The sequence below is a fragment of the bacterium genome (assembly GCA_040757115.1).
GTDB lineage: Bacteria > UBA9089 > CG2-30-40-21 > CG2-30-40-21 > SBAY01 > JBFLXS01.
The window spans coordinates 1-14,258 of record JBFLYA010000094.1 but is presented as its reverse complement, the minus strand read 5'-3'; the positions used below and the strand labels follow the sequence as shown (position 1 = coordinate 14,258).

The 14,258-nt window shown below is 35.2% G+C and carries 13 protein-coding genes; all 13 read left to right on the top strand.

Features of this window, described 5'->3' with window-relative positions:
• Nucleotides 1–110 precede the first annotated feature (110 nt).
• The 13 genes from AB1422_09810 to AB1422_09750 all read left to right on the top strand — a co-directional run bounded on the left by AB1422_09810 (nt 111) and on the right by AB1422_09750 (nt 14,088).
• Nucleotides 111–455 carry an AraC family transcriptional regulator gene (locus tag AB1422_09810; protein ID MEW6619608.1) on the top strand — a complete coding sequence of 115 codons (345 nt, stop codon included), beginning with the start codon at nt 111–113 and terminating at the stop codon, nt 453–455.
• 108 nt (nt 456–563) lie between these two features.
• Entirely contained in the window at nt 564–1,085 is a 522-nt protein-coding gene (locus AB1422_09805; protein MEW6619607.1) for a CBS domain-containing protein, read from the top strand.
• Between the two features lie 61 nt (nt 1,086–1,146).
• Nucleotides 1,147–2,046, top strand: a complete 900-nt coding sequence (locus AB1422_09800; protein ID MEW6619606.1) for a UbiA prenyltransferase family protein — start codon at nt 1,147–1,149, stop codon at nt 2,044–2,046.
• A gap of 35 nt (nt 2,047–2,081) precedes the next feature.
• Entirely contained in the window at nt 2,082–3,419 is a 1,338-nt protein-coding gene (locus tag AB1422_09795) for a chorismate-binding protein (protein MEW6619605.1), read from the top strand.
• A 251-nt stretch (nt 3,420–3,670) separates the two neighbouring features.
• The gene (locus AB1422_09790; protein MEW6619604.1) at nt 3,671–4,816 is read left to right on the top strand and encodes a hypothetical protein; all 1,146 of its coding nucleotides are present in this window, start codon (nt 3,671–3,673) and stop codon (nt 4,814–4,816) included.
• A gap of 27 nt (nt 4,817–4,843) precedes the next feature.
• Complete coding sequence (locus AB1422_09785; protein MEW6619603.1) at nt 4,844–6,274, top strand: APC family permease; 1,431 nt, start codon at nt 4,844–4,846, stop codon at nt 6,272–6,274.
• A gap of 16 nt (nt 6,275–6,290) precedes the next feature.
• A complete protein-coding gene (locus tag AB1422_09780) occupies nt 6,291–7,487 on the top strand; it encodes a hypothetical protein (protein MEW6619602.1) in 1,197 nt (398 codons plus the stop codon).
• Nucleotides 7,471–8,130: a LysE family transporter gene (locus tag AB1422_09775; protein ID MEW6619601.1), complete on the top strand. Its 660-nt coding sequence runs from the start codon at nt 7,471–7,473 to the stop codon at nt 8,128–8,130. Before AB1422_09780 ends, AB1422_09775 begins: the two co-directional genes overlap by 17 nt.
• 34 nt (nt 8,131–8,164) lie before the next feature.
• A complete protein-coding gene (locus tag AB1422_09770; GenBank protein ID MEW6619600.1) occupies nt 8,165–9,712 on the top strand; it encodes an iron-containing alcohol dehydrogenase in 1,548 nt (515 codons plus the stop codon).
• Nucleotides 9,713–9,811: 99 nt separating this feature from the next.
• Nucleotides 9,812–10,915 carry an aminotransferase class I/II-fold pyridoxal phosphate-dependent enzyme gene (locus tag AB1422_09765; protein MEW6619599.1) on the top strand — a complete coding sequence of 368 codons (1,104 nt, stop codon included), beginning with the start codon at nt 9,812–9,814 and terminating at the stop codon, nt 10,913–10,915.
• Nucleotides 10,906–11,565, top strand: coding sequence for a cyclase family protein (locus tag AB1422_09760; protein ID MEW6619598.1), 660 nt, complete (start codon nt 10,906–10,908; stop codon nt 11,563–11,565). The genes AB1422_09765 and AB1422_09760 overlap by 10 nt, the downstream gene beginning before the upstream one ends.
• A gap of 48 nt (nt 11,566–11,613) precedes the next feature.
• Nucleotides 11,614–13,293 (top strand): dihydroxy-acid dehydratase, encoded by a 1,680-nt coding sequence (gene ilvD, locus AB1422_09755; GenBank protein MEW6619597.1) that lies wholly within the window; start codon nt 11,614–11,616, stop codon nt 13,291–13,293.
• A 15-nt stretch (nt 13,294–13,308) separates the two neighbouring features.
• Nucleotides 13,309–14,088, top strand: coding sequence for an HAD-IIA family hydrolase (locus AB1422_09750; protein MEW6619596.1), 780 nt, complete (start codon nt 13,309–13,311; stop codon nt 14,086–14,088).
• Nucleotides 14,089–14,258 lie beyond the last annotated feature (170 nt).

Here is a 14,258-nt window from a genome sequence, read left to right as displayed (position 1 = left end):
AGGTGCACGATGTCCTGCTATTTTTGAGGATTAGAATTTCGCTCACCCCATGGGGTGAGAGTGCACGATGTCCTGCTATAAATTTGTATTAAAATAGGGTGCACGATGTTATGCTATGTAGCAAATATCCATTAGATTTAGATAATCGAATAGAGAAGGCAAAAGAATTACTTAAGACAAGCAATGGTAAGTATAGGTTATACGAGATAGCCAATAAAGTGGGATTAAGTCTAAGACATCTAAGCAGGACATTTAAGAAAAATAATAGTAAAAGTTTCAACCATTTGTGTATAGAAATAAAAATGGAATATGCAAAAAAGTTATTAAAAAATACTAATTTAACAATCGACCAGATAGCCTATGAAGTTGGTTATTCACACTGGAGCAGTTTTACTAGAAGATTTAAAGAAAGAGTAAAATATTCACCTATTGAATATCGTAGGATGAACAAATAGGTGCGAGTGAAATGCTTTTATTAACAACATCTATAATGGGAGGCTAAAATTCAAATTAGGTGATATGATGAGTAATAAAATTTATCTAACCCTTAAAGGTGCTGCGTTATGATAGTGAGTGAAATTATGAGTAAATGCAACTCTGTGAGTAAAAAGACTTCAATTCGTGAAGCCGAAAGAACATTTCAAATGCAAGAAATAAAGATACTCCCGGTCACCAGTAATGGTAAACTTGTTGGTGTGGTAACAAGAGGAAACATTGCGCGAGCTCTTCCGTCTATTGCAACCACTTTAAGCAAACACGAGATTGCTTACTGGCTTGATGAGATATTCGTAGAAGAGTTTATGACAAAACCTGTCACCGTAACACCAACAATGAGTTTGATAGATGTAGTTGACCTTGTTATAAAAACAGGACTTTATAACTTTCCAGTAGTTGAAGAAGATTGCTTATCAGGGATGCTTTATCAAAAAGACATTTTTAATGCCCTATTTAATATAGCAAGAACGCCCCTAATTCGGGTTGAAATTAATGGTATGGAATGCAAAATCTGTTCTCAAAAATCTGACACAACAGCATCTTGGAGGCATAAGATTAAGGACTTTATTAAACGAAAAATGAAGCAATGATCAAGAACAGGAATATTAGGCAATGATACATAGAGACATACTATATTGAAGAGGGAAAGAGATGATGAGGAGATTATACGTCTATAAAGATTTACTAAGGATAAGGTATTCAACATACCCAATGGTAGCATCTCTCACGGGAACTCTGATAGGAATACATGATATGGGAGATTATGACTTCAATAAAATTCTCCTGTCCACAATTGTTATCTTACTTCTATGGTGGGGTGGAATGGTAACTAATCAGATTTTGGATGTGCAGATTGACCGAAAGGCCATATCTATTGCAAAGGACGGTGCATATGATATTGGTGCCATTAAAGAGAACTTCCCAATTGCTCGGGGAGCAATAAGTATTAAGGAATCTATGATACTTACGATAATAATTTATTTGCTATCCTTTTTTATTGCTTATTATTTAAACATATGGTGTTTTGTGGTAGCTATTACTATATGCTTTTTCACTCAAATCTATAATAAATATTTCAAGTTTATGTCATTATGGGGAAGCCTCTTTTTTGCGAGCCTCATATCCTCGTCATATTTAATGGGCAGTTTGGGTGCAAATCATGTAACGAAATTACATCTCCTAATCATTTTATCAACAATTTTCTATCACACAGGTGTGCATATATTTGGTTGTATTAAGGATTATGACTCAGATAAGCAATTAAACATTAATACTTTTGCAGTCAACATTGGTATAAAAAGAGCATCACTGGTCGGGGTATTTTTTCTATCGGCAGGATATTTAATCGCAATAATACCAGCATATCTAAAATGGTTATCTCCTTATTATGTATTATTAGTGATTATAAGCCTGTTAATTAGTCTTCCCTCTGCGATTAAAACTGTGGTATTCCCATCGTCATTCATGGGATGGAAGACTTTATCGACAAATATCGTTGCATCAACAATTTTATATGGAAGTTATATCCTTGGATTAATTAAGTTTAAATGAAAAGAAAATGAAACAAACTGTAAAGGAATATAATAATGAAAACGATTACAATTGGTGGGTACTTTGACCCTATAAAAACATATGAAAAATTGCAGGAACACTCATTAGGAGGAGAATATTCGTTTATTTATGAGAATAATAATGTGTCTGTCGTAGGATCTATACCGACGTACACAATAAAGTTACAAAATGATAAATGGCACTTAAAAAGATATGATATAACAATAGAAGAAATGCCATCGGAATCTCCCTACAGCGAATTTAGACATATACTAAAGAAATTAGGTAATGAGTTGAAACTGTTTGGATATATTTCTTTTGATCTATCGAAATATTATTACGATTACACGAAAACCAACACTTTGCCGTTAATAGAATTTATTCAGCCTGGTGTGCAGATGCTTTTCTACACTAACTATTGTCAAATAATAAGCGACAATCCTGAATATTATGCCGACTATCTAGTGGATAGTTCACGTGAAAAGCAGGAGATCGTAAAAGTTGTTGAATGTGATATAAATGATGAGGAAGGAAAAGATGATTTTATCAGGAAAATATACTCTTGTCAAAATTTGATTGAAAAAAATATTTTAAAAAAGATAATCATTTCGCGAATAAGGCATTTTGAAATACAATTAAAGCCTATAGAACTATATTTTTATTATAAGCAGTTTAATAACTCATTAACGAATTTCTTGTTAGAATATTCAAATATAAAAATAATCGGCTGCAGTCCTGAAATATTATTGTCATCTGATTCAAAACAAGTCTTTACAAATGTCCTTGCAGGCACAAAACAGAGGAGTTCCAATCCAATTAGGGATTTACATCTTAGGAATGAACTTCTTACTAATGAAAAGGAAATATTCGAACATGCAATTTCAGTAATGGCTGCGTACAGAGAGATGAAAATGTTTTGTGTCCCCGAAAAAGTAAATGTGAAACGATTCATGGAAATTAAGGAGTATAAAAGTGTTAGACATATTTTTTCGCAAATCTCAGGAATATATCAAAAAGGAAAAGATATTTTTGATGCACTACAAATACTTTTCCCTGCTATTACTGTTTCAGGCGTGCCAAAGGACATTGCAATAAAGTATATAAATAAAATAGAAGATACTCCACGTGATTTGTATGCTGGAGTAGTAGGATATTTTAATTCAGAAGGGCAAGGTGAATTTCCTATTGCTATAAGATGCATTTTTTCAGAGAGTCCAAACAATTACTATATCAGGTCCGGTGCAGGCATTGTAGGTGCTTCCAACCCGTTGGATGAATTTAATGAGACGAAATACAAAATGGCTGCTATGATAAGAGCCATAACTTCGAGAGAGCAAAGGCAATGTACAAATTTAAATCTAAAGAAGAAGTAATTAGGTTACAGAATTATAAACTGCAAGATATGGTCCAAAATAAAATTGTTCATTTTCATCCGTTCTATAAGGAAATGTTCAAAAAAATGAAAATAAATCCTTACAGTATACGATCTATAAATGATCTTGAAATGCTTCCCTTTACGACAAAAGAGGATCTTATTAATTCCCCAAGATCTTTTATTCTCCAACCTTCAGAAAAAACAATAAAATCGAGCCTCCATTTTCCAACAAAGATAAAATGGATACTCATGGGGAAAACAAAGGTGAAATCCCTTCTTCAATCTAAATATCGTCCCTCCTTTTTTACTGCAACATCTGGAAGGACCAGTAATTCAACACCAATTTTTTTTACGAAGTATGATCTGACAATATTCAAGCAGATTTATGCAAAGAATGCCCAGATCGCCGGTGTTTCCTTAGAAGATAAATTTATTTCATTGTTTCCCTATGCACCTCATCTTGCCTTCTGGATTGTATATTTTGCTACTGAAGAGATGGGTCTTACCGGCGTGCACACAGGATCTGTTCTGGGGACTAAACGCCAAATAGAACTTTCAGAGAAATTTGAATGTAACTGGTTGGCCGGCACAACTAGTTATATAAATTACTTCCTTTCTAAAGCTTTAGAACAAGGAGTAAAATTCAAGCAGTTAAAGGGAATTATCACTGGGGGGGAAAGATTATCTGATGGCTTAAGACAGAAAATAGAGGAAATGGTGGAACAACTTGGTGGAAAAGAGAAAAAATGTGTGAGGGATGGTTATGGCGTAGTGGAAACTAAGCTAGTCGCAATGGAATGTGCGCCATATAGCGGCTACCATGCTAATCCTGAGGTTATTTTTTGGGAATGTGTCGACCCTAAAACAGGAAAAAATATAGGATGGGAAAAAGGGGGGGACATAGCTTTTACTCATCTCGATGGTCATGGAACTATCTTACTACGCTATTTAATCGGGGATCAAGCAGAAGGAGGGATATCATATAGAAAATGTCCTCACTGCGAATTAACGCTCCCTCGAATTCTTGGGCCATTGGGAAGAAGTGATGAATATTGTAGATCACTCAATATTACGAAAATCAAAGGGACTACAATAAATTTGAATTCTTTATTAGATTTTCTTAATTCAACAAGCTATTTGCAAGAATTTCGAATTGTCATTACAAAACAGAACGAAAAGGATATTTATTCATTAGATAAATTGTTGATTGAAATAGCGAGTAAAGAAAAAGATCATAACGAACTAATCAGAAATATTAAAAATGAAGTCAAATCATTGACAGAAATAACTCCAGAAGTAATCGTAAAAGATAAGGATGACATATCTACCGATATAATAGAAGGGTCATTAAAAGGAAACAGAATTGTAGACTTAAGGAAGAAACAAAAGGAATGATAACTTCCAGAGAAAAGGAGTGTCCATATGAGTGATATTAAAACCCCAAAGTATAGTTTTCTTGAATTAATCTCAATGTCTTTTTCAGTATGTGTTGGACTGGGGATATTTATTATCTCTGTTCAGGTATTGGGTAAATTACAGAAAGAAACTATAGGGAATTTTGTATATTTGGCACTTATAATTGGTGCCATCCCTGCATTTTTTTCAGCATTTATTGCGGGAGTTTCATCATCAATTTGGCCGAGCTATGGAGGAGACTATACTTATTTGACACGAAAGGTAAGCCCCTTCTGGGGAGCTATTAACACATGGGGATATTGGTTTGTAATTCCTATGCAGTTACAGGGCGCTGCAATCACAGGCACGGTCATTTTAGCCCAGTTGTTCAAACTTATGGGATTTCTTGAACTTTCAAACTTCATCATTGATAATTTACTGGTTGTCTCAACAATTCTGATGGGAATAAGTTTCTTCGTAAATTATACGGGAATGGAGGGAAAAGCAACTCTGATTACTTCAGGAATAACACTTGTTTTGCTACTTTTATTTACCTATTATGCTATCGGGCATAATTATAACGACTTCCTTAGCACAATAGAAAGTCAGGAATCACTTATAAAAATCCTCGAAAATTCAAATTATCCTCCGATTACCTGGAAGGGACTTTTGATGGGAATAGCTATCCTGATGTTTAGCTACGGAGGTGTTACATTCACTCAGAATGCTGGAGCAGAAATACATACTGAAGTAAGGAGAAAGATTTGGAAAGTAATCATCATTGCATTAACCCTTGCCACTATTTTCTATATCATAGTCAGTTATGTTCTTTATAATGCGGTTCCTTGGCAATATATATATATCAAAGTCGGGATAAACAAAGATTTCACCGCTATTGATGCTCTCTCAATCTATATGCCGGCATCAGTATATGCATTTATTACATTCCTCTTGTTTGTTGCTGTCTTCGATAATATGTTCATGTTAGGATTCCGCTCTGCAAGGCACGGGTATGCAGTATCAATAGATGGCTTTTTCAATAAAGTAAAAGGGCTGACTTACGTATCTCGAACATTTTCCACCCCAGTGGTACAACTTGTTATTGTATATACTATTGCCTTCCTTATATTAATATTTATTACTAATCCTGTCTTGGGTTTTTATGCCAATTTCTCATATAGTTTTGGTCTGCTGGTGACTAGCTATATGCCTTTCAAGATAAGGGAAGAGGAGTTGAGTAACATATTTCCTAAGAACACAAGAAATATATTAAAACTTATGCGTATAATGGGAGTAATTAGTATGCTGGTTTATCTCATAATACTTATTGGATTATATTATACAGTCATTAAAATGGCAGCCTTCTGGACTGCAGTTATGGGTATAGGATGGCTGTTTTATTATATTGAGATGTATAGAAAATGCCGGACCATTAATCGCAGTAGACCCCATCAATAAGATATAAGGATATAATATGGATGACTTATTTTTAGATAAGAAGGATGTTAATATTACAATACAGGATAACTTACTTTGGATAAATTTAGATAAGAAGGATGTTGATATTGCCATACATCTAAAATCATGCCTTTACATAAGGCCTGAGAAACTGTCGAAAAAGATAGGTTTGAATATCTCTGAGACAAAACAGCGTATAAAGAACCTATTTCAGAAACGATATCTTTTGCCGATTGTGCATATTAATTGGAATGTCCTTCCCTATCAAATCTATGCAACATTAATCATCATAAAGGATGTTTCCACTGAAAATGAGAAAACAGCGATAGTACAGTTAATAAAGAGATTATCTGAGAGTCATCTAACACTCTATGTCTATGAAAATTATAGTCAATTTCAACTTAGTGTGGGAATATTTGGACACAATGAGCCAATTGAGGAGAATCCTATATTCTGTTTGCTAAAAGAAAGTTCTCTTGTTGAGAAAATTATATATGACAGAGTGGATATGATATTTAAAGAGGCAGGAAGGTTTGATTCTCCTAAATATCATGGGGCAGTACGTTATTACTTCAGCGAGAATGATACGGGAGATAGTCTTTTTATAAGAAGCTATGACCCGCCTAAATTATCACATAGGAAAATAGAATACTACAAAAAAAGATGCAAGACTTATCACTTGAGTGAGAATGAAAAAAAATTAATAGAGGCACTTGGCAATAATCCTATACCATCTGTACACCGCCTATCGAAAGAGACCAACTTATCAAAACTGAGGGTAAAAGTATTATTGTATTTACTTATAAAAAAGAAGATAATTAGTCCTACAGTGATTATAAAGGACGAGAGTGGTACCGAACGGTTTCAACTTTACATTAAAATATGTGATTTTGTTTCGGAGGAAGTGCAGAAAAAAATCAAAACACATTTATTGAACCTAGACTTGTTTTGCGTAGTTGTATCTTTAGAAGGCAACAATTATAATTTTGTGCTGGCAGCACACACCCGCAATGAAAGTATATTGCTTGACTATATTGAGAAAAATATTTTTTCATTATATCCCAATCATATGCGCATCGATATTGTGAAGGTAAAGTGGATATATAAATTCAATACGGTGGATATTTCTGAGAGGATAAAGGACAATCAAATGCCACCTCGACATTTTCCATGGAACCATATTGGAACTGTTGCAAATGGAAATATCATATAAGGCATTAATTATAGTTTATATAAAAGGGTATCTCCTGGGGGCACCCATATTTCTAATGCCGGGTCCCCATATGGCACTGTTAGTAGCTGAAACAATTCACAAAGGAAGAAGATCAGGAATCAAATTCATAGTAGGTACAACAGGTGCAATCATTATAATGGGAATTATTTTAACGCTGGGTATCCAAAATATAGGAAACAAACATTTTATAATTTCGTTAGGTTTCGTCAGTTCGGTCCTGTTGCTCCTTATAGGAATGGAAGGGATTAGAAAATCAAAGTATCCGTTCAACAATTCAGACGAAAAAAAGTCTTTTGAAAGCACAATGTGGAAGGGTTTTTACATCACTATTTTTAACCCCTATGCCGTCGTGTGGACGAGCACAATAGGTCTGAAGACCCTGTGGGAGTTAAAACAAAGGGGACAAGGATATGTAGTATCCTTTGAGCTAGGTTTTCTGAGTGCTCTGTTCTCCATATTTGGAACAATTGTGTATTTGATTACAAAAGACAAATTCAGCAGAATTATCCAAAAGAAATATAAAGTTCTGGTTATCATTTTATCGGTGATATTAATTATTTTTAGCATCATATTCTTTATAGAATCACTTCACAAACTTCTAAAGAGTGAAGGTGCAATCTAAAGTAAACAGAGTAAATATACCAAGGAAAAAAAGGATGAAAGATTTAGTAAATGGGTTTAAATCACTGTTTGATATTGATTCGGTAACAGGAGAAATACTTTTCACGGAGGAAATAAAGAAACACGTCCGATTTTTGGGAAGAGCATTCATCGGAAATAATATTCTATTGCGTATGGCTGATATTATTCCTGAGATTAAGACAGCAAAATCTATTCTTATTGCAACATATAAAGATATTCATTTCTCAAATACATATTTACCAATGATCAGAAGATCACTTAATAATTTAAATAATAAGTTTATTTACTTTAATAAAATTCAAGAACCTTCAATTACTGCAATAAAAGAACTCACTGATATAATATGCAGAGAGGCGGTGGATGTCTTGATTGCGTTAGGTGGAGGAACGGTTATCGACGTGGCTAAGTGTACAGCATCTCTTGCTCTTCAAGAGGGTGAGATTGAAGACTATTTAATAGATAAACAACCATTCAATAGTGAAAAGAGAATACAGATGATTGCTGTGCCGACCATTGTGAGCTCAGGATCTGAGGGAAATGATTGTGCTGTATATATTGGTAATGGTGATATTAAGACAAGTGTTAGAGGACTAAAAGTCCCTTTTGTGCTCATTGACCCTCTTTTTCTCTCGTCAGTCTCTGTAAGGCAGGCAACCATAACCGGACTTGATGGATTTTGCCAGTCAATAGAAACATTCGTGAACCCCAATTCAAATACATTCAATGACCTTTTGTCGTTGGAAGCCATCAGACTCTTTGATAAAAATTTGCCATCGTACTTAGAAGGAAACATAAATGAAAATATTTTGTGGGAGTTAAGTATCGCAGGCTATCTTCATGCAATTTCTAACTTTAATGTTACATATGAAAAGGGTGGATTAGGACTCGCACACAGTTTAGTGCATCTTTGCAACAAATACAAAATAATGCATGGGAACATGGTTGCCATATTACTCCCCAGCACCCTTCGTTTCTTAGTGCAAGAATCCACGAGTGCCGTCCAGAAGCTACAAAGGTTAAGCGAAATTTTTCACATTCCTACGACTACTAATGAACAAGGTGAACTAATAAATAAAGTTATTGATTATATTGAAAACTTCATTAAGTTCTTTTTAAGAAGGGCCAATCTCCCAATTGTTTTACAAGAGAGTGAAATGAATCTGTGTAGCTACATGGATATCATTGAGACCGAAAAATCAAAAATAATTAATGGTCCTCTTAATCTCAAAATCAATGATGAGCAACTTCTGATGATATTGAGAGGGAAACAGGATTTCTCGGGAATCGCGATGATAAGAGAAAAAATACTTTTGGATATTTTAAAAATGGCTACTAAGAAAAGCTCATTCACCAATGATTTAAAGGAAATCCGATTGATTGAGGGATTACTTGCAGATATCTTAAACAATTATCATTTTATTAAACCATACAATGTGAGGATGGGGTGGGGAAAGAGGGATGATAAGGATTTATATGAGTGGGTAGATAAGCATATTCAAAAAAAATATAAATACGCGGTAAAAAAAATCAGAGACAAAGAACGTATTTTCGGAATATGCTAATGAATTATAAAGGAGAAAGGTATCATGATAAAATTCAACAGACGTTATGACAGATTGCAAGAATATCCCTTCATCGAATTAAAAAATCAGAAGAGTACAATGGAAATTATGAAAATTCCAACCTATGATCTATCATTGGGTGATCCTGATTTTGCAGCACCTGAGGAAGCAGTAAGGAAGTTGCAAGAACAGGTTGAAATTAAAGAGAATCATCGCTATGCTCTCGGCAATGGGCTTTTGCTCTTAAGAGAGGCAATCGCACAGTGGTATCACAAAAGATTCAATATAATACTTGATCCTCAGAGTGAAATAACCCCTTTACTTGGTTCGAAAGAAGGTATCATACATCTTATGATAATATTAGTTGAAGAAGATGAAATTGTAATTCTACCAGAGATAGCTCATCCGATGTACCATGCAGGAGTTATTCTATCGGGTGGACAGCAGTATCTGATGCCACTTGATAAACACTTTCAACCATGTCCAGAAGACATTCCTCATGATGTCGCCAGAAAAGCAAAATTAATGATTCTTAATTATCCTCATAATCCCACAGGTGCTTTAATACGGAAAGATCGATTGGAAACCTGTTTAGAATTTGCGAGAGAGCATAATCTTATCATCTGCTATGATAATGTTTATTCGGAAATTACATTTGTAAGAGAAAGGATATCTCCCTTACAATTCAATGATACAAAAGAATTTTGTGTAGAGTTCCATTCACTTTCCAAAAGCTATAGTATGACTGGATGGAGATTAGGATTTATTGTCGGGAATCAAGAGATAATATTAGGACTCCAAAGGGTCAAAGCATATATCGATGACGGAATATTTTTACCAATTCAGTATGCTGGCGCCGAAGTACTATTGAGATGTGATGACTACATAGAGAAACATCTGGATATATATAACAAACGAAGGAATCTGGTAAATGATAGGTTAAGACGAATGGGGATTGATTTTTTTGAAAGTGAAGGAGGGTTTTATATTTGGGCAAAAGTACCTATGGGATTTTCCTCGTCAAGGGAATTTTCACAAGTTCTGCTTAAAGAAGCAGGAATTGTGGTCGTTCCAGGAAATGCATTTGGAGAAAAGGGAGAAGGGTATTTTCGAATGAGTTTCTTGTTAGAAGAAAAGTATCTCAATGAGACAATGAACAGGTTTGAGGCTTTTATGAAGAAAAGGACAGAGTCATGCTCGTAAAACTTTCTTATCCGATATATAAAAATACGCCTGTATATCCCTCACTGAAAAGACTATCTATACATACAGTTCGCAGTATACAAAAGGGAGATAGAAAGAACATTTATGGTTTAACGCTGAACACCCATACAGGAACCCATATTGATTATCCTCTCCATGTATATGAAGAACGAGATACCAAAGAAGCCATTGAAGAATTCTCCTACTATGAAGTTGCCTTTCTTGATATTACTGTAAAAGAGAGACAAATCATTGAAAGAAAGCATTTGAAGAGATATGAAAGTGAAATCAAAAAATGCGACCTACTTTTGATCAGAACAGGATTTGGTGAACATCGATTTTCAGATCCAGAAAAGTACATTAAGAAGAATCCAGGCATATCGGAGGATGCTGCACAGTACTTAAAGAAAACCTTTCCTGCTTTGAAATCTGTCGGAATAGATACGATCTCCATAGGGAGTTCCCTTTACCCTGAGGAAAACCACAGAGTCCATGAAATATTGCTTGCCCGTGATAGTAAAGCGCCTATATATATCATTGAAGATATGAGATTATCCTATTACATCGAAAAGATACATACCGTACATGTTTATCCTCTCTTTATCGGTCTGGATGGAACTCCGTGCGTTATTTTAGGTGATACGAGGTAGATCACGGATCTATTCCAGGTAATTAACGGATGAATTAGGGTGAAGAAAATGAGAGTAAAGAATTATAAAAAAAACAGCGACGCAGTATTTGGAGGGATAGAACGAGTTGCTCATAGAGCCTTATTAATGGCAACAGGTTTAACTGAAGATCAAATTAGAAGGCCTTTAATAGCTATAGCCAACTCATGGAGCGAAGTCAACCCTGGTCATGTCCATTTAAGAAGGTTAGCCAAATTCATAAAGAAAGGAATTATCGATTTAGGAGGAACTCCTCTTGAATTTAATACTATTGGAATATGTGATGGGATCGCGATGATGCATAATGGTATGAGGTATTCCTTACCAAGCAGAGAGGTTATAGCTGCAAGTGTAGAGATTATGATCCGTGCCCACGGTTTCGACGCAATGGTTATGGTCGCCTCTTGTGATAAGGCTATCCCAGGAATGTTGATGGCAGCAATGAGACTCGATATCCCTGCCATTTTACTAAATGGCGGTCCAATGAAAGCAGGGGTTTTTGGTGAGAAAAGAAATCTTTGCAGTGGAGATGCATATGAAATGGCTTGGCGTTATTTTAATAAAGAAATTACAAAGGAAGAATTAAAGGTATTTGAGAAGTCTGTATGTCCTGCCCCGGGGTCATGTTCACACATGGCTACAGCTAATACGATGGCATTAGCGGCAGAAGCGATGGGAATGATCTTGTCAGGAGGTAGCACGCCACTTGCAACGAGTAAAAGACGGCTGAAATATGCTTTTGAAAGTGGAAGCAAAATCATGTATCTGCTGAAGAGAAATATTACCCCAAAGAAAATAGTAAAAAAAGAATCTATAGAAAATTCTATAAGAGTTATTTTATCTACTGGAGGTTCCACGAATGCGATTTTGCACCTGACAGCAATAGCAAAAGAAAACGGCATTAGTATTGATTTGGAGGATTTTGATAAATTGAGTGAAAATACTCCATATCTCTGCTCATTAACGCCAAGTGGTGTATATACTTTGAGTAATTTGGAAAGGGCTGGCGGGGTCCCGGCGATTTTAAAGGCACTTGGCCCGTTAGTTAACAAAGGGGTTATGACAGTAGATGGTATAACCATCGATTCCCATATAAAAAAAGCCGAAATCAAAAATAGAAGAGTGATAAGGAACATAGATGACCTTATTACAAAAGATGGTGGAATTGTTGTGCTTAAAGGGAATATAGCAGAATGTGGCGCTGTTGTAAAAAAGAGTGCGGTCAGTGAAAGTATGCTGATTTTTAAAGCAAAGGCAAAAGTTTTTGAATCTGAAGAGGAAGCTGTAAGATATCTTTATACCTTAAAAGAACCCAGGAAAGAAGTGGTGGTTGTCAGAAATGAGGGACCAAAAGGTGGGCCTGGCATGAGAGAGATGTTAGGGGTTACCGCTGCTTTATGTGCCAAGGGATTTGATCAGCACATGGCGGTTGTAACCGACGGGAGATTTTCCGGCGCTACGAAAGGCCTGGCAATAGGACATATTTGTCCCGAGGCAGCAGAAAAAGGTGCTATAGGAATCATCAAGAACGGTGATATGATAAAGATAGACATAAGAAATAAAAGCATTAACCTTGAAGTGGAGGAATCCATAATTAGAGAGAGGCTTAAGAATTATAGACCGAAAATGAGGATAAGAAGAGGTTTCTTATCAGTCTATAAAAGGAATGTGCAGAAAACATCAGAAGGAGCTACTCTATGCTCACTTTAATTGTTCAAGGGAATTATGGCAATATATATCTTTGATTTAGATGGGGTTATTTATCGTGGTAAAAAGGTAATTGACGGGGCCCCAGAGACATTAAAAATTCTAAGGGAAAGAGGACATAATCTATTCTTTCTAACTAATGATACCTCGAAGACAAGAGAAGGTTATGTAGCTTTTCTAAAAAGAATGGGCGTTCAATGTGTTATTGAAGAGATCATGACCGCTGCATATGCTACTGCGATTTACTTTGAGCGAAATAACATTTTAAATACAAGCGCTTTTGTAATCGGTGGAAAGGGACTTAAAGAGGAATTAAAAAATGTTTGTGTCGAAATCATTGAGAATTCAGATTGTAAAAAAAAGGTTGATTATGTAATAGTAGGATTAGATAAGACATTTAACTATAAAAAATTAGTGAGTGCCCAACAATTAATTCTTTCGGGTGCAAATTTTATTGCCACTAATAATGATTTTCTATCTCCTAAAGAAAACCTCTTTTTGCCAGGGGCAGGGACTTTAGTATCTGCAATACAATCTGCCACAGGTTGTTCACCAATTATACTGGGCAAACCGGAAATTTTTACATTAGAATTGATATTGAATGGTAGAAAAGACACTGGTGAAGTGATATTGGTAGGTGACACTTTGCAAACTGATATCTTGGCAGGGAATCGCATAGGGGCGCGAACAGTTTTAGTTCTTACAGGTGTTACTACATTCGAGGAGGCCCAACAAGCAAATGGCATCTTTAAACCCAATGTGATTCTTAAGGATATAACAAAATTAGTCTCCGATTAGAGAAATTAGGCTTAACCCAAGTTCATGCAAAAATGGATATTTTGGGTAAAATTTTGGTATCCTTAGGAAAGAAACTTCTTATATTTTAATAAGTTAGAACAAGTTACAAAGTGAAAGTCTTTGGTAGGGTCAAAATCTTATAGTGATAGATAAAAAACTCTTGACTATTA